Below are 18,987 nucleotides of genomic sequence, written 5' to 3'. Positions count from 1 at the left end.
TCGATGCGTTCGGTTCTGCTGCTGCTTTTTTTACTGTCGCTGTTGCCCGGTCGGCCGGTGGTGGCGGCCGATCCTCAATCGGAGGAGACGGTGCCGACCGTCGGCGCCCTCGATCAGTTGAAAAACCAGCCCATCGACATCGAGGCCGACCGGCTGGAGTTTGACCAGCAGAGCGGAACCTACCAGGCGGACGGCGCGGTACGTATCACGTCCGGTCCGATAACGCTGCGTTCCGAGTCGGTCAGGGTCAATCCGCAGACGACGGAGGTCACGGCCAGTGGCAAGGTGAGCATCAGCAGCCCGGAAGGAGAACTCAAGGGCGAGTCACTGCGCCTCAATCTCCGTTCCGGCCGAGGCCGCCTGAAAAAGGGGAAATTACTGATCCGGGAGCAGAACTTTCATGTTGCCGGTGAGGAGATTGAGAAGCTCGACCAGAAAACCTATCATCTCACCCGCGGAAGTTTTACCACCTGTGACGGTGACAACCCCGACTGGCATTTTTCGGCCCGCGACCTGGAGGTCACTGTCGATGGTTACGCCAAGGGGCACGATGCGGTTTTCTATCTGCGCGATATCCCGATCCTCTACACGCCCTACCTGATTTACCCGGTCAAACAGGAACGTGAAAGCGGGTTCCTGATGCCGAGCGGAGGCTATTCGCAGAGGCGGGGCACCCAGATTTCGATCCCCTTCTACTGGGCTATCGCCCGCAACCAGGATGCCACCTTCTACCTTGACTGGCTCTCCGATCTCGGCCTCGGCAAAGGGGCTGAATATCGTTACGTGTTCAGTGGCGGCAATGTCGGTGATCTTGACCTCTACCATATCAACGGGGTCAAGGGGGCTGACAGCCGCTATGCCGGCAAATGGGATCACGACGGCATGCTGCCGTATCAGTGGCGGTTGAAAGCCGATGCCGAGTACGTCAGCAGTCGTGACTATTTTGAAGATTTCGGCAAGGTCTCCGGGGAGTACAACAAGGACAAGGTCGATACGACAATCAGCGTCAACCGCAACTGGAACAAGTTCAATCTGACGACCCAGATCAAGTACACCAAGGACCTGCAGAAAAATAATGACCAGACCCTGCAGCGGCTCCCCGAGGTTCGTTTCGAAGCCGTGCAGCAGCGGCTTGGTTCCTTGCCCGTCTACGCGGAATTTGCCGGGGCAAGTACCTACTTCTGGAGGCGGAGGGGCCTCAAGGGGGAACGGCTGCAGGGGCGGCCGGCGCTGTCGGTGGTCTGGCAGCCGGGGGACATCATCGAGATCCAGCCGGAAATAGGCTATACCCGCAGCCATTACTGGACATCCGGAGAAGGGCCGGGCTACGAAGACAGCGGCATCTATGATTTCAAAACCCGCATTTCGACCACCCTTTACCGGGTTTTCCCGTTGTCGGGAAAACTGGTCACCCGGATTCGACACAGCATTGAAACCGATCTGGCTTATACTTTCGTTCCTGACGAAGATCAGTCACATCTCCCGGAGTTCGATTCTCTCGACCGGATCGAAGCGGTCAACCGTCTCAGTTATGGTCTCACCAATCGGCTGGTTGCCCGCATTGAATCTCCCGGCGCCGACCCCGTTTACCATGAATTCCTTTATCTCCGCCTCACGCAGGAGTACGATATCGGGGAGTCGCGGCGGGAACTGCTCAACCCGGTTGACGAGCGGCGTCCCTTTTCGTCTCTGCGCAGCGAACTGATTCTGCGCCCGACCCGCAACAGCCTGCTTGATGTCGACGCCCGTTTCGATCCCAATCGGGATAAACGCGGCTTCACCACCTTCAATGTCGATGGTCGTTATCGTGACGGCCGTGGCAATGGGTTGCAGATCGGTTATCGTTATCGCGAAGGGGCGGTTGATTACGCCCGCGCTGAAATTGATCTCTCCGTCTTCAAACCGCTCTATGTCAATTATCAGCAGCGCTACAATTTTTCCGCTGGCGGCGGGAGCCTGGAAAAGGTGGTTGACCTGGAATATCGTTCCCAATGCTGGAGTCTCTTTTTTACCTACCGTGACCGCCGTGATGATACCGAGTTTCTCTTCTCCTTTTCCCTGAGTGGGTTGGGGCGGAGCGGGTCGCGCAGGAAACCGCCCGCAACGCAGCTGTGACAGTCATGACAGAACCGTTTTCATTTCGCCGGCGTTTCCGCTTTCCCCTTTGGTGGCTGCTTCCGCTGTTGCTGCTGGCCGGTTTCGCCCTGTTGGGTGACAACGGCGTGTTGCGTCTGTGGAAGGGGTACCAGCAGCGTCAGGAACTGCGGACCAGGGTGGAGCAGTTGCGTGATGAGAATCGCCGCCTGCGGCAGGAAATCGAAGCGTTGAAAAATGACCGGCGCACAATCGAGGACCTGGCCAGGCGAAAACTCGGGATGGTGCGTCCGGATGAGCTGGTCTATCAGTTTCCGCCAACCGGAAAGACGGGGACTGCAACGGAAAAAAGATCGTCAGGGGACGGGTCGGCTGCCTTGACACCCCGCTCGACGGAGCGCTAACATGTTCTGCCGTTTCAACCGGGTCAGCTCGTCGCTGATTCAGGTCTTGAACAAGGAGGCCCCATGAGCCGTCCGAACCAGAAAACCTGCCTGGTCTGTGCCTGGCGGGCGAATTGCCAGAAACGCTTCAACAGGGGCAGTGACGTCAGCCTGCATTGTCCTGATTTCAGTGAAGATCTCACCTTGCGCAGGTCGTCGGCACAGGATGCCGATGAAGATTCTTCAGAACTTTCCGGGAAAAAATGAAAAAACAACTAGAAAAGCATATTGTCACCGCTCTTGAATCCTGCTTTGCCGAGGAAACCCTCGATTCCGCCCAGTTGCCGTCCGGCTGGACCATCGAGGTTCCCGGCAACCCGGACCATGGTGATTTCGCCAGCAATGTGGCCATGACCATGGCTCGCGCCGAGCGCAAGGCCCCGCGCAAGATCGCCGAAATCCTGATTGCGGCTCTCGGCCGGGTTGACGGTCCCTGGGAGCGGATCGAGATCGCCGGCCCCGGTTTCATCAACTTTTATCTCAAACGCGGCTGCTGGTACGCGGTCCTCGACCAGGTCCTGAGCCAGGGACAATCCTACGGATTGGCGGCTGAGCCCGGTGGTGAGAGGATCCAGGTCGAATTCGTCAGCGCCAATCCCACCGGGCCCCTGCATATCGGCCATGGCCGCGGCGCGGTGGTCGGCGATGCCGTGGCCTCACTGCTGGAGGCGGCCGGACATCAGGTCCAGCGCGAATACTATATCAACGACGCCGGCAACCAGATCACTCTGCTCGGCCGTTCGATCTGGCTGCGGTTGCGCGAGCAGGCCGGCTGTCCCGTCGATTTCCCCGAAGATGGCTATCAGGGGGAGTACATTCGTGAAGTTGCGGCCTCGCTGGCCGCGGAACAGCCGACTCTGGTGGATGCGCCGGAAGCCGAGGCGGTGCCGATCTGCAGCTCCTATGGCGTCAAGCTGCTGCTGGGTAAAATTGAGGAAGACCTGGGCTGTTTCGGCATTCGTTTCGACAACTGGTACCGGGAGTCGTCTCTCTACGAGCGTGACCTGGTGGCCGAAGAGTTGGGCAAGCTGAAAAAACTCGGCCTGACCTTCGAAAAGGACGGCGCCCTCTGGCTGCGGACCACCGACTACGGTGATGACAAGGACCGGGTGCTGATCCGTTCCGACGGCAGCCCAACCTATTTTGCCTCGGATGTCGCCTACCACATGGAAAAATTCGATCGTGGTTTTTCGCGGGTGATCGATGTCTGGGGGGCGGACCACCATGGCTATGTTCCGCGTATGAAGGCGATGCTGGCCGGTCTCGGCCGAGAGCCGGAAGCGCTGCAGGTGCTGATGATTCAGATGGTCAACCTGCTGCGGGGCGGAGAACCGGTGTCGATGGGGAAACGTTCCGGCCAGTTTGTCACTCTGCGTGAAGTGGTTGACGAAGTCGGTCGGGATGCCTGCCGTTTCTTCTTCCTCATGCGGCGGGCCGACAGCCAGCTCGATTTCGATCTTGAGCTGGCCAAACAGCAGAGCAATGACAACCCGGTCTACTATGTCCAGTATGCCCATGCCCGGATCTGCAGCATCAACCGCAACGCGGCCGAGCAGGGATTGCAGGTGCCGGGGGTCGGAGAAGCCGATGTCGATCGACTGACCGGGGCCGAAGAACTGGCGCTGGCCAAGATGCTGTACCAGTATCCCGAAACATTGGCGACGGCGGCCCGCAATCTGGAGCCGCACCGGGTTATTTATTATCTGCAGGATCTCGCCGCCATGTTTCACAGTTATTACAATCGTTGCCGGGTGTTGGGTGAAGATGTCGAAACCGGCCGGGCCAGACTCTATCTGTTCAACGGTGTTCGCCAGGTTCTCGAAAACGCCCTGCGGCTGCTGGGTGTCAGCGCGCCGGAACGGATGTAGGGGAGGGGAGGCGGCAACATGGCTCAAGCTCAGAGAGTTGTTTCGCGCACGCAGCGACGCATGGAACGTAAACAGGCGGTGATCCTGGTGCTGCTGGTGCTGGTGGTGTCGCTGGCGAGTTTTTCGCTCGGGGTCATGGTCGGCCGCAGCGGCGGTCGCGCGCCGTCGCCGGTTGTCCGGATGGATCAGCCCCTGTCCCTGCCGAAAGCCGATTCAGCGGGGGCGGCGTCGACTCCCGCGACGGGGCAATCCCCCCCGGCGGCAACGACCGATGTGGTTTCCGGCGCCCAGGCTCCGGCCGCCGCCGCTGAAGGCGCGCCCGACAAGCTGACCTTTTACGACACCCTGCCGCGCGGCGAGCAGCCGCTCGGCAGTGGCATCAACCTGCCGCCGGCGACAACACCCGCACCGTCGTCACTCCCGGAAAAGGAGGCTGCTGCCACCAGACCGGTCCGCCAGGCCCGCCCGACGGCGGTGTCGAAACCGGCTGTGCCCGCGCCGCGCACGACGTCTTCCGCCGCACCCGTTTCGGGGCCTGGTTACGTGGTGCAGATCGCCTCCTTCCAGAAGGTGGAACAGGCGACCGCGTTGCGCAACCGGTTGGCCGGCAAGGGCTATGTGACCTTTGTCAAGCGGGCCGATCTCGGCAGCAAGGGGATCTGGCACCGGGTTTACGCCGGGCCGTACAGTGAGCGCGGGCTTGCTGACAAGGCCGCCGGACGATTGCGCAAGGAAGAAAAATTTTCACCGCTGGTGCGCAAACGCTGAGACGTGGTGTGTGGCGCGGATGGAGCGAAAAAAAATCTTGACTTTGCCACTTCGGGCGAGTAAATTCCCAAGCTCTGACGCGGGGTGGAGCAGTTTGGTAGCTCGTCGGGCTCATAACCCGAAGGTCGGGGGTTCAAATCCCTCCCCCGCAACCAGAATCAATGCCTTTCGGGATGGAAGGCTGACCATAGTTTACGGCGGTGTAGCTCAGTTGGTTAGAGCATGCGGCTCATATCCGCAGTGTCCGGAGTTCGAATCTCTGCACCGCCACCAACCATGACAGCAGCCCCCTTCGGTTTCGGAGGGGGCTGCTGTCGTTTCGAGGCTGCCGTGTTTCAGCAATTCCTTGCCGCCCTGCAGGGGCCATGTCGTCTTGCCGCCGGAACCCGGCTGGTCGTGGCCTGCTCCGGCGGCGCCGATTCGATGGCGCTGTTGCAGCTGCTTGCCCTGGCGGCCCCGGCCCTGGATCTTCATCTCGTGGTGGCTCACCTGGATCATGGTCTGCGTCCGGAGAGTGGTGAGGACGCACGATTTGTCGTTGCACAGGCCGATCGTCTCGGTCTGCAATGCTTTGTCGAACGGGAGGATGTCGCTGGTGCCGCCGCCGGCGGGAATCTCGAAGCCGTTGCCCGGCGGGTACGACGCAGTTTTCTTCGCCGGGTGGCGGAACGGACCGATTGCAGTCGTATTGCTCTTGGTCACCACCGCGATGATCAGGCGGAAACGGTCCTGTTCCGCATTTTACGCGGTTGCGGCACCACCGGTCTGGCCGCCATGGCGCCTTGTGATCCCCCTTTTCTCCGCCCCCTGCTGGGCTTTTCCCGTGATCAGTTGCGGGCTTTTCTGCGTGATCGGCAACTGGCGTGGCGGGAGGACCGCAGCAACCGTGACCTGGCCCGGACCCGTAACCGTCTGCGTCATCAGGTTCTGCCCCTGTTAAGTGAAATTCAGTCGGATGCGCCTGGGAAGTTGGCCGAACTGGCCGCCCGGGCGGGGCGGGACGAGGATTACTGGCGGCAGATGGTTGACGACTGGACCGGCTTTCATGTTCACTCCGAGGCCGACGGTGCGTGGCTGTCGCTGGCCTCTCTGGCGCAACAGCATCCCGCGCTGAGGCAGAGGATCTGGCTGCAGTTGCTGCGGCGGTACGGCGGTCGGGATGATTACGGTGAAGTTCATCTGATCGCATGCGAGAGATTGCTCGAAGCCGCCCGTCCGCAGTTGGCGGTCGATCTGCCCGGACTTTGGGTGGCGCGTCGTTACGACCGGGTGCTGCTGCGCCGGCAGCCCCCGGAAATTCCCGGCGAGTGGCAGATTGAGGTTGCCGCCCCGGGAGTCTACCCGCTTCCCGGCGGCCGGTTTCTGCGATTGGCTTACGCGGAAAAGGGCAGGTCCCCGGGAGAGAATGAGGTTGAATTCTCCGCGGATCAAATCCGTTTTCCCCTGTGGTTGCGGAACCGACGTCCCGGAGACCGTTTTTACCCTTGCGGCGCCCCCGGTCAGCGCAAGCTAAAGGATTATTTCATTGCCGCCAGGTTGAGCCATGAACAGCGGGCCGGTCAGGCGCTGCTGGTCGGGGACCGGATCCTCTGGGTCGTCGGGTTGCGCCGGTGCCACGGGCTGGTTGCCGAAGAGGGTGAAAAAGTGCTGCGGTGCTCGCTTGTCCGGGGGCTCGGAGGGGACAAAACTGCTTGAGAAGACGGCTTTTTCGTGTTAAGTTTTCCGGATCATTAAGCGCTTGAGGAAGAGCGCATTCCTGTCGCTACGCCACCTAGGGGGTACCGTGAACCAGTTTTATAAAAATCTCGCTCTGTGGTTGGTCATTTCCCTGGTCATGATCCTGCTGTTCAACATGATGACACAGCATGGACAGGATCAGAAGCCGATCAGCTACACGGCATTTTTAGAGGCCGTCAATGACGGTCAGGTCAAGGAAGTCACCATCCAGGGGCCAAATCTCGAAGGCCGTTACGAGGACGGCAAGACTTTCAAGACCTACATTCCGGATGATCCTGAACTGATCAAGGATCTTCGTGCCAAGGGGGTTGTCATCCAGGCGCGTCCCGAGGAGGATCGCAGTTTCTGGTTTACCCTGCTGGTTTCCTGGGGGCCGATTCTGCTGCTGATCGGGGTTTGGATCTTTTTCATGCGCCAGATGCAGTCCGGCGGCGGCAAGGCGATGAGTTTCGGCAAGAGCCGGGCCAAACTGCTCAACGACGGTCAGGCCCGGGTGACCTTCAAGGATGTCGCCGGAATCGATGAGGCCAAGGATGAACTTGAGGAAATCGTCGCCTATCTCAGGGATCCGAAAAAGTTCTCCCGGCTTGGCGGCCGTATTCCCAAGGGGGTATTGCTGGTCGGGGCACCGGGAACCGGCAAGACATTGCTGGCTCGGGCGATAGCCGGTGAAGCCGGGGTCCCCTTCTTTTCCATCTCCGGTTCTGATTTTGTCGAGATGTTCGTCGGTGTCGGTGCCAGCAGGGTGCGAGACCTGTTCGTGCAGGGAAAGAAGCAGGCGCCCTGTATCATTTTTATTGATGAGATCGATGCCGTCGGCAGGCACCGCGGAGCCGGTCTGGGGGGCGGTCACGATGAACGTGAGCAGACTCTCAACCAGTTGCTGGTCGAGATGGACGGGTTCGAATCCAACGAAGGCGTGATTCTGATCGCGGCCACCAACCGTCCCGACGTTCTCGACCCCGCGCTTTTGCGTCCCGGCCGTTTCGACCGTCAGGTAGTGGTGCCGCGTCCTGACATCAAGGGACGGTTGAAAATCCTGCAGGTTCATGCCCGCAAGGTGCAGATGGCGGACAATGTCGATCTGGAGACCGTTGCCCGCGGCACGCCCGGGTTTTCCGGGGCCGATCTGGCCAACCTGGTCAATGAGGCGGCTCTGCTTGCCGCTCGTGCTGACAAGAACCGGGTTGAAACCGCGGAACTTGAGGCCGCCAAGGACAAGGTAATGATGGGTGCGGAGCGTCGTTCGATGGTCATTACCGAGGAAGAGAAAAAGGTGACGGCCTATCACGAGGCGGGGCATGCGCTGGTTTCCCAGTACATTCCGGGTGCTGATCCGGTGCACAAGGTTTCGATCATTCCCCGGGGGAGGGCCATGGGGGTCACCATGTATCTGCCCGAAGAAGAAAAATACAATGAAACCAAGGATGGACTGCATACCAAGATCTGCACCCTGCTTGGCGGTCGGGTGGCCGAAGAACTGACCTTCGACAGTGTTACCTCCGGTGCCGCCAATGACCTGGAACGGGCCACGGCCATAGCCCGCAAGATGGTCTGTGAATGGGGGATGAGTGACACCCTCGGTCCCCTGACCTTCGGTGAAAAGGAGGGTGAGGTTTTCCTCGGTCGTGATATGGGCCACATGAAGAATTACAGTGAGGACACGGCACGGCAGATCGATGGGGAAATTCAGGCGATCGTCACCTCCAATTATCAGCGTACCCGGCAGATTCTGGCGGATCATAAGGCCGAACTGAATCGGGTTGCCGAGGCGTTGCTTGAACGGGAAAACCTGGATGCCCAGGAGCTCAAGGCCCTGGTTTTCCCCGCTGAGGAGCCCCCGGCGGACAGGGATTCCGACAGGCGGGCCGCCCCGGAGTCCGATGCCCCGGAGTCCGATGCCCCGGAGTCCTGATGCCCTTCCATGTACAGGCTCCGGCCCCTGTCCTTGAGGGTAGAGAGTGTCGGATCCAGCTTGACCGCCCGCGAATCATGGGGATTCTCAATCTGACCCCTGATTCCTTTTATGACGGCGGCTGTTACACGGGTCTGGATGAGGCTCTGCGCCATGCGGAACGGATGATGGCTGAAGGCGTCGACCTGATCGATGTCGGCGGCGAAAGTACCCGTCCCGGTGCCGCGGTTGTCAGCGAAGAAGAAGAGCTGGCCCGGGTTGTGCCGGTGGTTGAGGCCCTTGCCGGGCGGCTTGGACCGGTCATTTCGGTCGATACCAGCAAGAGTCGGGTGGCACGCGAATGCCTTGCCGCCGGTGCTCATTTCGTCAACGATATCAGCGGCCTCACCTTTGATGCCGGGATGGCTCAGGTGGTTGCTGCTGCCGGAGCCGGGCTGTTTCTGATGCACACGCCGGCACGCCCGGACCGGATGCAGCAGCAGACCGGCTACAATGATCTCTTAGGTGAAGTTGTTGCCTTTCTGCGTCGGGCCATGGAGCTGGCCGAGGCGGCCGGTGTTCCCCATGCAAAGCTGGCGGTTGACCCCGGTATCGGTTTCGGCAAGGATGTGACCGGAAATCTTGAACTTCTGCGCCGTCTTTCCGAGTTGCAGTGTCTTGGAGTGCCGATTCTCCTGGGGACTTCACGCAAGAGTTTTATCGGTCGGATACTCGACCAGCAGGATCCGGAGCAGCGCCTTGCCGGAACCCTGGCGACGGTGGCGCTGGGGGTCAGCCAGGGGGCCATGCTGCACCGGGTGCATGATGTCGCCGCGGCACGCCAGGCGGCGCTGATGGCCTGGGCGGTTTGTCGCGATCCCGTTGTCTGTTAGGTCGCCCGTGTTCCGTTACGTTCGGGACGAATGATTCCCGTTATTTCTCTGCTGCACAGGATGGAGCCCCATGGGCGGTCTGATTGACGCACTGCATGATTTTCGCTGGTTGCTCGATGCACTCGATATCGGGCTGGTGGCGTTTATTATCTATCGCATCATCCTGTTGATCAAAGGCACCCGCGCGGTGCAGATGCTGCTCGGCCTGGCGGTGGTTCTGATCGTCTATGTCGTCTCCCAGGCCACCGGGCTCTATACCCTGCACTGGCTGCTCGATAATTTCCTCTCTTCAATCATCCTGGTGATCGTTGTCATCTTCCAGAATGATATCCGGCGGGCGTTGATTCACGTCGGTCGGAATCCCTTTTTTGCCGATATGTCGTATCGGGAAGAGAGCGCGATCATGGGGGAGCTGGTCAAGGCCTGTGTCATTATGGCCGGCAAGCGCATCGGCGCGCTGATCGTCATTGAACGCGAAACCGGGCTCAACGATTTTCTTGAGGTTGGCGTCGAGATTGACGCCCAGGTCAATTGCGAGCTTATCATTTCCATTTTCAATCCCAAGGCCCCGATCCACGACGGCGCGCTGGTTCTGCAGGAGGGCCGCCTGAAACGTGCCGGCTGTTTTCTGCCGCTGACCCAGGATACCACCGTCAGCAAGGCTCTCGGAACCCGGCATCGCGCTGCTATCGGGCTCACCGAGCTGGTCGATGCTCTGGCGATTGTCGTGTCGGAGGAAACCGGCAAGATTTCGGTGGTTATCGGCGGGCGGATTACTCGTGATCTCGATTCTAACGGCTTGAAACGGGTGTTGAAGAAACTGCTGGAGCCGAAGAGTCGCAAGACCCGGAAATCCCCGAAGAAACGGTGATTTATGCTGAGTAGTCTGGCGCAAAACTGGTTCCTGAAACTGATTTCACTGATCTTCGCTCTGGTTCTGTGGTTTTTTGTCATGGGAGAACGACGACAGGAAATCGGCCTCTCCGTCCCCCTCAACCTCGGCAATATCCCGGAGGGGATGATGATTGCCAACGAAGTGCCGAATCTGATCGATGTGCGTATCAGTGGGCCACGTACCCTGCTGATGAATCTCAGCCCGCAGGATATCAGTATTTCTGTCGATCTGAAGGGCCTTGAACCGGGAATCACTTCCTTTAAGCGACTTGATGAACGGCTCAATATCCCCAGCGCGTTGCGTGTCACGCGACTCTCTCCCTCCTATGTCGACGTCAAGCTGGAACGGGTTAAAAAGAAGAGTGTTCCGGTCAAGGTGGCTGTCAGCGGTGAACCGCCCGAAGGCTACAAACTGGTCAAGGTCAGTATCAAACCGTCAAAGGTTACGATCGAGGGTGCCGAGAGTGAGCTGAAAAATGTCCACCAGGTCCAGACCGAGCCGGTTGACCTGACCGGGGTCAAGGAGAGTTTTACGCTGATGGTGCCGGTTGCTTATCGCGGCACCTATACCAGGTTGATTGGACAGGCGGCGGTTGAAGTGCAGGTCACAATTAAGGGCCCCCCTGAGCCGGAGGGCAACCTGGTAGAAAAGGTCCCGGCTGAAGCTGCCGGTGGTGCCAAGGGCTCCGCCGGCAAAAAACAGGACACAAAATGAAGAAGAAGTTGTTCGGAACCGACGGGGTGCGAGGCGTTGCCAATATCCACCCGATGACCAGTGAAATCGCCATGCAGCTCGGACGGGCGGTGGCCTATATTTTCAAGGACGGTGTGAAGCGACATCGTATCGTCATCGGCAAGGATACCCGTCTTTCAGGTTATATGATTGAAAATGCCCTCGCCGCCGGGATCTGTTCCATGGGCGTTGACGTGTTGCTGGTCGGGCCCCTGCCGACCCCGGGCATCGCCTTTATCACCTCGTCGATGCGGGCCGATGCCGGGGTGGTGATCTCCGCGTCTCACAATCCCTATCAGGATAACGGCATCAAGTTTTTTTCCGGAGACGGATTTAAACTTCCCGATGAGCAGGAACTGAGTATCGAAGATCTGATTTTCTCGAAAAAAATCGATGCCCTGCGACCGATTGCCGCCGAGGTCGGCAAGGCCTTCCGTATCGATGATGCCGGCGGCCGTTACATCGTCTTCCTGAAAAATTCCTTTCCCCGTGATCTCGACCTTAAAGGTCTCAAGATTGTCCTTGATTGCGCCCATGGCGCCGCCTACAAGGTCGCACCGGCGGTGCTTGAGGAACTCGGGGCGGAGGTGGTTCGTCTCGGAGTGTCTCCGGACGGGACCAATATCAATGCCGGTTGCGGCAGCCTGCATCCCGAAGGGATTGCCGAAGCAGTGCGTGAGAATCGGGCTGATCTCGGTATTGCCTTAGATGGTGATGCTGACCGGGTTATCTTTGTCGATGAATTCGGCAACGAGGTCGACGGAGACCACATCATGGCGATCTGCGCCACCCGGATGCTCGACTCCGGAACGCTGGCCAACAACACGCTGGTGGCGACGGTGATGAGCAATCTCGGCCTCGAACTGGCGATGCGTGAGGCCGGCGGCCGGATGGTTCGTACCGCCGTCGGCGACCGCTACGTGGTCGAGGAAATGCGCCGTAACGGCTACAATTTCGGTGGCGAGCAGTCGGGGCACATGATTTTTCTTGATCACAATACCACCGGCGACGGTATGCTCTCCGCGCTGCAGGTGCTGGCGATCATGCAACGCAGCGGGCGCAGACTCTCGGAACTGGCCCGGGTGATGACCGCTCTGCCTCAGGTGCTGGTCAACGTCCGGGTTGCCGAAAGACGCGATCTTTCGGGATGCCCCGGTGTGCAGAAAGCTGTTGCCGCGGTGGAGCAGAAGCTCGGTCGGGAAGGGCGGGTGCTGATCCGTTATTCGGGTACCGAACCGTTGCTGCGGATCATGCTGGAAGGGCCTGACAAACGGCAGATTGCCGAAATGGCGGATGACATCGCGGCCATGGTCAAAACTGAAATCGGCGCGGAAGAGGAGGCTTGATCCGGTGGCAAAACTAGGTGTCAATGTTGATCATGTGGCCACGGTGCGTCAGGCCCGCGGCGTCAGTGAACCCGACCCGGTTATCGCCGCGTCTCTGGCGGAACTTGCCGGAGCCCACGGTATCACCGTGCATCTGCGCGAAGATCGCCGCCATATCCAGGATCGTGACGTGCGTCTGCTTCGGCAGACAGTACAGTCACGGCTCAACCTGGAGATGGCGGCAACGGACGAGATGGTCGGGATCGCGCTTGATATTCTCCCCGACAGTGCCACCCTGGTCCCGGAAAAACGCGAGGAATTGACCACCGAGGGCGGGCTGGATGTCTGCCTGCATCGGAACCTGATCAAGAAACAGACCGGCCTTCTGCGGCAGGCCGGTATCAGTGTCAGCCTTTTCATCGACCCTGACATCGAGCAGGTCAAGGCGGCCCATCGGGCCGGCGCCGACTTTATTGAAATCCATACAGGATCCTATTGCGAGGCGCGGACCGACCAGCTTCGCCGTCAGGAGCTGGAGAAGATCGAAACCGCCCTGCGGGCCGGTCGCAAGCTTGGCCTCGGGGTCAACGCCGGACATGGTCTCAATTACCAGAACGTCGATAAAGTCGCGGCGCTGAGCGGGTTTCATGAATTCAATATCGGTCACAGCATCATCTCCAGAGCGGTGCTGGTCGGCATGGAGCGCGCGGTGCGTGAGATGCTGGCGCTGATCAGCTGATGCAGTTGTCATCTTCCATTGCCGGGTTGGGCGTCGACCTGGTTCGCATTTCCCGTTTTGAAAAATTGCTTGCCGACCCGTCCCGGGCGGTTCTCAGGCGGCTGTTCACCGCTTCGGAACGGGATGACTGCCTGGCCCGGGCGGTTCCGGCCCGTCACTTCGCCGCCCGCTTCGCCGCCAAGGAGGCACTGCTCAAGGCTTATGGCCTCGGCCTGCGTCAGGGGCTCAGCTGGCAGGATATGGAGGTGGTTCGTGACGCGCTGGGAAAACCATCCTTTGTCCTGACGGGAAAGGCGGCCGAACTGCAGGCGGAGCGCGGGTTGCTGCCGCCGGTACTCTCCTACAGCCATGACGGTGATTACGCCATGGCAACTGTTATACTGGAGAAGTTATGCGAGTCCTGACTGCCGAACAGATGCGCGAACTGGATCGGCGCACCATCGAGGAGATCGGGGTGCCGGGCGTCGTTCTGATGGAAAACGCCGGACGCGCGGTTGCCGATGTTCTGTGCCGTGAGTACGCCGACCTTTCTCCTGGGCCGGTGCTGATTCTGTGCGGCAGAGGGAATAACGGCGGTGATGGCTTCGTGGTTGCCCGGTTGCTGCTGGATCGCGGCTGGCAGGTTGAAACCCTGTTGCTGGCCGAGGCCGATCAGGTTGTTGGTGATGCCGCCGTCAACCTGCGGGCACTGCGGAATCGCCATGGAAAGATCACAGTCGTCGCCGACGAGGAAAGTCTGCGGACCGAACTGGCTCGTTGTCAGCCGAAACTGGTGGTCGACGCCCTGTTCGGTACCGGCCTGAATGCCGACCTTCGCGGTCATGCGGTGATGGCCGTCGCGTGGATCAACGCCTTTGCCGGACCGGTGGTGGCGGTCGATATTCCGTCGGGAGTTGCCGCCGGAAGCGGTCGGCAACTCGGTTGTGCCGTCCGGGCCGATGTGACGGTCACCTTTGCCGCGCCGAAACTCGGTCACCTGCTGCATCCCGGTGCCGAGTTGCGGGGAGAATTGCGTATTGCCGATATCGGCATCCCGCAACGTCTGGCCGAAGATCTGGACGAAAGCTGCTTTTGGCTGACCGCGGAGGTGGCGCGCTCCCTGCTCCCGGATCGCCCCTGTTGCGGACACAAGGGCACCTTCGGGCATCTCCTGCTGATTGCCGGTTCCCGAGGTAAAAGCGGAGCGGCGGTTCTCGCCGCGAAAGCCGGCTTGCGCAGTGGCGCAGGACTGGTCACGGTGGCGGTGCCCGGCAGCCAGCAGGCGATTGTCGCGGCCGCGGTTCCGGAAGTGATGACGGAAGCGATGGCCGAGGATCAGGGAAAGATCGCGTCCGCGGCGGCCGATGCGCTGTCGCGGCTGACGGTCGGAAAACAGGCGCTCGCCATCGGCCCCGGTCTGGGACAGTCCTCTTCGATCCAGACCCTGGTGACCCGTCTGCTTGACGACTGGAAAGGTCCCATGGTGCTCGACGCGGATGCTCTCAATGTCCTGGCCGACGCAACTGAGACTTTGCGTCGTCGTGATGCAGAACCACTGGTGGTGACGCCGCATCCCGGGGAGATGGCGCGTCTGCTGGGAACAACTGTCGCCGAGGTTGAAGCCGACCGACCGTCCGCGGCTCGCGATTTCGCCAGACTCCGGGACGTGGTGGTGGTCCTCAAGGGGGCACCGACGCTGATTGCGTCTCCCGCGGGAGAGTTGGCGGTCAACAGCAGCGGCAATCCGCTGCTGGCTACCGCCGGCAGCGGCGATGTCCTGACCGGGCTGATCGGTGGACTGCTCGCTCAGGGACTGGACAGTTTTGCAGCGGCACGCCTGGGTGTCTACCTGCATGGCGCCGCTGCCGACCGGTTGCGTTGCCGAATAGGGGATGCCGGCATGCTCGCCGGTGAACTGGCCGCCGAAATTCCCCCGACCCGCCAGGCTTTGAAAGGAGGCTTGCTATGCTGACCGCTGCTGACATCATGACCCGCGAGGTCCATACGGTAACACCTGACACCAGCGTCGATGAACTGGGGAAAAAGTTTGTCGAACTGGACAAGAACGCCCTGCCGGTGATCGATGAACAGAAGAAGCTGTTCGGTATCGTCACCCAGACCGATCTGGTCGAGCAGGACCGTCCCCTGCATATTCCGACCGTCATTTCGATCTTTGACTGGGTTTTCTATCTCGAAAGCGAAAAGGAGTTCCGGCAGGAAGTCGCGAAGGTCACTGCCCGCCGGGTCGATGCCATCTGTCGTCGTGACCCGCCGACCTGTCGACCGGAAACAACCGTTGCCGAATTGGCGCAGCTGATGGTCGATAAAAAAGTTCACCTGGTTCCGGTCGTGGATGACAATCGTCATGTCCTCGGCGTGGTCGGCCGGCTTGATATCATTCGCTCGATGAATTTATGAACCGTTGCTGGGAAAGGCTCAGTCGCAGCGCGGAGGAGACCCAACGCATCGGTCGGATGTTCGGTGCGACCGCTCCGGCGGGGGCGGCGCTGTTTCTCAATGGTGAACTGGGGGCGGGAAAAACCTGTTTTGCCCAGGGAGTGGCTGCCGGTTTGGAAGTCCCGGAGCGGATCCCGGTGACCAGCCCGTCCTATACCCTGCTCAATCTCTATCCGGGGAGACTGCAGCTGTTTCATTTCGATCTCTACCGCCTCACGGATATCACCGAACTGGATGAGATCGGTTTTGATGACTGTCTCTACGGAACTGGTGTCACGTTGGTCGAGTGGCTGGACCGTTTCCCGGATCTGCAGCCGCCGGGAATCTTCCTGCGGCTCGGATATGGTAGGAAAGAGGACGAGCGTCTGCTCAGCTTCAATGCCCGCGGAGGTCCGGCCGAAGCTTGGCTGGAGCAGGTTCGTAACAGGTGGCAAACGGAAAACGGCCCGCAGATGACGGGTTGTCAGGGAGGGAAATGATGAAGGAATTTGATATCGCAGTCGTCGGAGCGGGCCCCGGTGGTTACGTCGCGGCGATCAAGGCTGCCCGTGCCGGCGCGGCGACCTGTGTGATTGAAGATGACAAGGCCGGCGGAACCTGTCTCAATCGCGGCTGCATTCCGACCAAGGCCCTGTTCAGTACCGCCCACCTGCTGCGTCGTCTGCGGCAGGCTGCCGATCACGGCATCGATATCCCTTCGCTCAATTTTGATTATACCCGCGCCGCTGAACGCAAGGACAAGGTGGTGGCGAAACTTGTCGGCGGGGTTGAGCAGTTGCTCAAGGGGCATGGTGTCGACCTGTTTCGCGGCCGTGGAGCCCTGGAGGGTCCGGGACGCTTGCGGGTGCGGCGAGGCGGGGTGGTCGGTCACGTCCGGGCGAAAAAGATTATCCTGGCGACCGGGTCGTTGCCGGCGGTGCCGAAAAGCCTGCCGGTTGACGAGGAAAATATTTTGACCAGTACCGGAATTCTTGCTATTAAGAACCTTCCGCAAAGCCTGCTGGTGGTCGGGGGGGGCTACATAGGTTGTGAATTTGCAAGTATTTTTTCAACTTTCGGCTGCCGGGTGACGGTGGTCGAAGCCTTGCCGCGGCTGTTGGCGATGAGTGACCGGCAGGCGGTACGGGAGGTTGAAAAAAGCTTTCAGAAGCAGGGCGTCAAGGTTCACACCGGAACCTCGGTCACGGCTCTTGAGACCGTTGACGGCGGGGTCAGGGCGACACTTTCAAGTGGTGACGTCCTGCAGGTGGAAAAAGTGCTGATCGCGATCGGCAGGCGGCCCAATACCGAAGGTCTCGGGCTTGAGGAGGTCGGTGTCGCCTGCGATGAACGTGGTTGTGTTCAGGTTGATGACCAGATGCGCACCAGCGTTGATGATGTCTATGCCATCGGCGACGTGACCGGCGGCATTCAACTGGCTCATGTTGCCTCCTACCAGGCCGGCATTGCTGTGACCAATGCGCTGGGTGGTTCGGCGCATGCCGACTACCGGGTGGTGCCGAGTTCCATTTTCACTCTGCCCGAAGTCAGCCAGGTCGGTCTCAGTGAAGAGCAGTGCAAGGAACAGGGGATCGAGGTTGCGGTCGGCCGCTTCGCTTACCTGGCGACCAGCAAGGCGGTCTGTGAAGGTGAAACCGAAGGGTCGATCAAACTGCTTGCCGAAAAGGGGAGCGGGCGCCTGCTCGGCGCATCGATCGCCGGGGCCGATGCCTCGACCCTGATTGCCGAGGTCGGTGCCGCCATGGCCGCCGGTCTGACAGCAGAGCAGCTTGGTGAAATTATTCATTCTCACCCGACTCTTCCGGAGATGGTCAAGGAGGCGGCCGAGGATGTCAGCGGTCTGGCCGTTCACAAGGTCGGACGGCGTAAACGTTAACAATTCCGGCACTCCGAAGGGGGCCGGTTTCTCAGGGAGGATGGAAGAACCATGGCTCTGGTGGTTCAGAAATACGGCGGAACGTCGGTCGGTACGGTCGAACGGATCCGCAATGTTGCCCGCCGCGTGGCAAAAACCTATGATGAAGGCAACGATGTCGTGGTCATCGTCTCGGCCATGGCCGGAGAAACCAACCGCCTGGTCGCCCTGACCCGGGAGATCTGTGAATTCCCCAACGAGCGCGAGTACGACGTTGTTGTTTCGACCGGAGAACAGGTGACGATCGGTCTGCTGGCGATGTGTCTGCAGTCGATGGGGTACGCCGCCAAGAGTTATCTCGGCAGCCAGATCCCGGTACGGACCGATGCCGTTCACGCCAAGGCCCGAATCGACAGTATTGACGATGCCCGGGTGCGGCACGATCTCGATGCCGGCAGCATTATCATCGTCGCCGGTTTTCAGGGTATCGATCCGGACGGCAATATCACCACCCTCGGCCGCGGCGGCTCCGATACCTCCGCGGTGGCGATGGCGGCCGCTCTCAAGGCCGATGTCTGCGAGATATACACTGACGTCGACGGCGTCTACACCACCGATCCGCGCATTGTCGACAATGCCTCCAAGATTGAGAAGATCTCCTACGACGAGATGCTTGAAATGGCCTCGCTGGGGGCCAAGGTGCTGCAGATCAGGAGTGTCGAGTTTGCCAAGAAATACGGCGTGGTCATTCACGTCCGCTCAAGTTTCAACGACCACCAGGGGACCCTGGTGACGAAGGAGGATGCCGATATGGAAACCGTGCTGGTTTCGGGAATCGCCTACAACAAGGATGAAGCCAAGATCTCCGTGCTGGGAGTCCCCGACAAGCCCGGCATCGCCTCGCAGCTCTTCACGCCGCTGGCGCATGCCAACATTACCGTCGACATGATCATTCAGAATGTTTCAAGTGACGGCATCACCGATATGACCTTCACCGTCCCCAAGGGAGATTATCGCAAGGCCCTGCAGATTGTCGGGGAGTCCGCCCGGGAAATCGGTGCCGCCGAGGTTCGCAGCGACGAGGCGATCTCCAAGATTTCCATCATCGGTGTCGGCATGCGTTCTCACTCCGGGGTTGCCAGCAAGATGTTCCAGGTCCTGGCGCAGGAGGGGGTCAACATCCAGATGATTTCGACCAGCGAGATCAAGGTCTCCTGTATTATTGACGCGAAATATACCGAGTTGGCGGTACGTGTTCTGCACGAGGCCTTCGGGCTGGGTGCCGAGGATGTGCAGCAGGAATAGACT

The 18,987-nt window shown here is 60.1% G+C and carries 18 protein-coding genes and 2 tRNA genes; all 20 read left to right on the top strand.

The window, feature by feature from the left end; translation table 11 throughout:
- Nucleotides 1-3 precede the first annotated feature (3 nt).
- The gene (locus B5V00_RS03135) at nt 4-2,115 is read left to right on the top strand and encodes an LPS-assembly protein LptD (protein WP_085009295.1); all 2,112 of its coding nucleotides are present in this window, start codon (nt 4-6) and stop codon (nt 2,113-2,115) included.
- Nucleotides 2,116-2,120: 5 nt separating this feature from the next.
- Nucleotides 2,121-2,498: an FtsB family cell division protein gene (locus B5V00_RS03130; protein WP_085009294.1), complete on the top strand. Its 378-nt coding sequence runs from the start codon at nt 2,121-2,123 to the stop codon at nt 2,496-2,498.
- Between the two features lie 63 nt (nt 2,499-2,561).
- A complete protein-coding gene (locus tag B5V00_RS03125) occupies nt 2,562-2,744 on the top strand; it encodes a hypothetical protein (RefSeq protein WP_085009293.1) in 183 nt (60 codons plus the stop codon).
- A complete protein-coding gene (gene argS, locus B5V00_RS03120; protein WP_085009292.1) occupies nt 2,741-4,405 on the top strand; it encodes an arginine--tRNA ligase in 1,665 nt (554 codons plus the stop codon). The genes B5V00_RS03125 and argS overlap by 4 nt, the downstream gene beginning before the upstream one ends.
- A gap of 18 nt (nt 4,406-4,423) precedes the next feature.
- The gene (locus tag B5V00_RS03115; RefSeq protein WP_085009291.1) at nt 4,424-5,173 is read left to right on the top strand and encodes an SPOR domain-containing protein; all 750 of its coding nucleotides are present in this window, start codon (nt 4,424-4,426) and stop codon (nt 5,171-5,173) included.
- A gap of 78 nt (nt 5,174-5,251) precedes the next feature.
- Nucleotides 5,252-5,328: transfer RNA gene (locus tag B5V00_RS03110), tRNA-Met, on the top strand.
- Between the two features lie 41 nt (nt 5,329-5,369).
- Nucleotides 5,370-5,446: transfer RNA gene (locus B5V00_RS03105), tRNA-Met, on the top strand.
- A 57-nt stretch (nt 5,447-5,503) separates the two neighbouring features.
- Nucleotides 5,504-6,868 carry a tRNA lysidine(34) synthetase TilS gene (tilS, locus tag B5V00_RS03100; protein ID WP_172399602.1) on the top strand — a complete coding sequence of 455 codons (1,365 nt, stop codon included), beginning with the start codon at nt 5,504-5,506 and terminating at the stop codon, nt 6,866-6,868.
- 88 nt (nt 6,869-6,956) lie between these two features.
- A complete protein-coding gene (gene ftsH / locus B5V00_RS03095; RefSeq protein WP_085009289.1) occupies nt 6,957-8,825 on the top strand; it encodes an ATP-dependent zinc metalloprotease FtsH in 1,869 nt (622 codons plus the stop codon).
- Complete coding sequence (gene folP / locus B5V00_RS03090) at nt 8,825-9,697, top strand: dihydropteroate synthase (protein WP_139800628.1); 873 nt, start codon at nt 8,825-8,827, stop codon at nt 9,695-9,697. The genes ftsH and folP overlap by 1 nt, the downstream gene beginning before the upstream one ends.
- Nucleotides 9,698-9,767: 70 nt before the next feature.
- Nucleotides 9,768-10,568 carry a diadenylate cyclase CdaA gene (gene cdaA / locus B5V00_RS03085; RefSeq protein ID WP_139800627.1) on the top strand — a complete coding sequence of 267 codons (801 nt, stop codon included), beginning with the start codon at nt 9,768-9,770 and terminating at the stop codon, nt 10,566-10,568.
- Nucleotides 10,569-10,571: 3 nt separating this feature from the next.
- Nucleotides 10,572-11,306, top strand: coding sequence for a CdaR family protein (locus B5V00_RS03080; protein ID WP_085009287.1), 735 nt, complete (start codon nt 10,572-10,574; stop codon nt 11,304-11,306).
- On the top strand, nt 11,303-12,670 hold the full coding sequence (gene glmM / locus B5V00_RS03075) for a phosphoglucosamine mutase (protein WP_085009286.1): 1,368 nt from the start codon (nt 11,303-11,305) through the stop codon (nt 12,668-12,670). The genes B5V00_RS03080 and glmM overlap by 4 nt, the downstream gene beginning before the upstream one ends.
- A 4-nt stretch (nt 12,671-12,674) precedes the next feature.
- A complete protein-coding gene (locus B5V00_RS03070) occupies nt 12,675-13,388 on the top strand; it encodes a pyridoxine 5'-phosphate synthase (RefSeq protein WP_085009285.1) in 714 nt (237 codons plus the stop codon).
- Complete coding sequence (acpS, locus tag B5V00_RS03065) at nt 13,388-13,792, top strand: holo-ACP synthase (protein WP_085009284.1); 405 nt, start codon at nt 13,388-13,390, stop codon at nt 13,790-13,792. The genes B5V00_RS03070 and acpS overlap by 1 nt, the downstream gene beginning before the upstream one ends.
- Entirely contained in the window at nt 13,780-15,339 is a 1,560-nt protein-coding gene (locus B5V00_RS03060) for an NAD(P)H-hydrate dehydratase (RefSeq protein WP_085009283.1), read from the top strand. Before acpS ends, B5V00_RS03060 begins: the two co-directional genes overlap by 13 nt.
- Nucleotides 15,333-15,785, top strand: a complete 453-nt coding sequence (locus tag B5V00_RS03055; RefSeq protein ID WP_085009282.1) for a CBS domain-containing protein — start codon at nt 15,333-15,335, stop codon at nt 15,783-15,785. Before B5V00_RS03060 ends, B5V00_RS03055 begins: the two co-directional genes overlap by 7 nt.
- Complete coding sequence (gene tsaE / locus B5V00_RS03050; RefSeq protein ID WP_085009281.1) at nt 15,782-16,303, top strand: tRNA (adenosine(37)-N6)-threonylcarbamoyltransferase complex ATPase subunit type 1 TsaE; 522 nt, start codon at nt 15,782-15,784, stop codon at nt 16,301-16,303. Before B5V00_RS03055 ends, tsaE begins: the two co-directional genes overlap by 4 nt.
- Nucleotides 16,300-17,700, top strand: coding sequence for a dihydrolipoyl dehydrogenase (lpdA, locus tag B5V00_RS03045; RefSeq protein WP_085009280.1), 1,401 nt, complete (start codon nt 16,300-16,302; stop codon nt 17,698-17,700). Before tsaE ends, lpdA begins: the two co-directional genes overlap by 4 nt.
- Before the next feature lie 51 nt (nt 17,701-17,751).
- Nucleotides 17,752-18,984 (top strand): aspartate kinase, encoded by a 1,233-nt coding sequence (locus B5V00_RS03040; protein ID WP_085009279.1) that lies wholly within the window; start codon nt 17,752-17,754, stop codon nt 18,982-18,984.
- Nucleotides 18,985-18,987: the final 3 nt, after the last annotated feature.

This window comes from Geothermobacter hydrogeniphilus, from assembly GCF_002093115.1.
Taxonomy (GTDB): domain Bacteria; phylum Desulfobacterota; class Desulfuromonadia; order Desulfuromonadales; family Geothermobacteraceae; genus Geothermobacter_A; species Geothermobacter_A hydrogeniphilus.
This window is presented reverse-complemented; position numbering and strand designations above follow the sequence as displayed.

Excerpts from the sequence above, each read along its gene's own strand:
- B5V00_RS03040 (WP_085009279.1), top strand. The coding sequence starts at position 17,752 with ATGGCTCTGGTGGTTCAGAAATACGGCGGAACGTCGGTCGGTACGGTC.
- cdaA (WP_139800627.1), top strand. The coding sequence starts at position 9,768 with ATGGGCGGTCTGATTGACGCACTGCATGATTTTCGCTGGTTGCTCGAT.
- acpS (WP_085009284.1), top strand. The coding sequence starts at position 13,388 with ATGCAGTTGTCATCTTCCATTGCCGGGTTGGGCGTCGACCTGGTTCGC.
- glmM (WP_085009286.1), top strand. The coding sequence starts at position 11,303 with ATGAAGAAGAAGTTGTTCGGAACCGACGGGGTGCGAGGCGTTGCCAAT.
- B5V00_RS03060 (WP_085009283.1), top strand. The coding sequence starts at position 13,780 with ATGCGAGTCCTGACTGCCGAACAGATGCGCGAACTGGATCGGCGCACC.
- B5V00_RS03055 (WP_085009282.1), top strand. The coding sequence starts at position 15,333 with ATGCTGACCGCTGCTGACATCATGACCCGCGAGGTCCATACGGTAACA.
- B5V00_RS03080 (WP_085009287.1), top strand. The coding sequence starts at position 10,572 with ATGCTGAGTAGTCTGGCGCAAAACTGGTTCCTGAAACTGATTTCACTG.
- lpdA (WP_085009280.1), top strand. The coding sequence starts at position 16,300 with ATGATGAAGGAATTTGATATCGCAGTCGTCGGAGCGGGCCCCGGTGGT.
- B5V00_RS03130 (WP_085009294.1), top strand. The coding sequence starts at position 2,121 with ATGACAGAACCGTTTTCATTTCGCCGGCGTTTCCGCTTTCCCCTTTGG.
- tsaE (WP_085009281.1), top strand. The coding sequence starts at position 15,782 with ATGAACCGTTGCTGGGAAAGGCTCAGTCGCAGCGCGGAGGAGACCCAA.
- folP (WP_139800628.1), top strand. The coding sequence starts at position 8,825 with ATGCCCTTCCATGTACAGGCTCCGGCCCCTGTCCTTGAGGGTAGAGAG.
- B5V00_RS03135 (WP_085009295.1), top strand. The coding sequence starts at position 4 with ATGCGTTCGGTTCTGCTGCTGCTTTTTTTACTGTCGCTGTTGCCCGGT.
- B5V00_RS03125 (WP_085009293.1), top strand. The coding sequence starts at position 2,562 with ATGAGCCGTCCGAACCAGAAAACCTGCCTGGTCTGTGCCTGGCGGGCG.
- argS (WP_085009292.1), top strand. The coding sequence starts at position 2,741 with ATGAAAAAACAACTAGAAAAGCATATTGTCACCGCTCTTGAATCCTGC.
- B5V00_RS03115 (WP_085009291.1), top strand. The coding sequence starts at position 4,424 with ATGGCTCAAGCTCAGAGAGTTGTTTCGCGCACGCAGCGACGCATGGAA.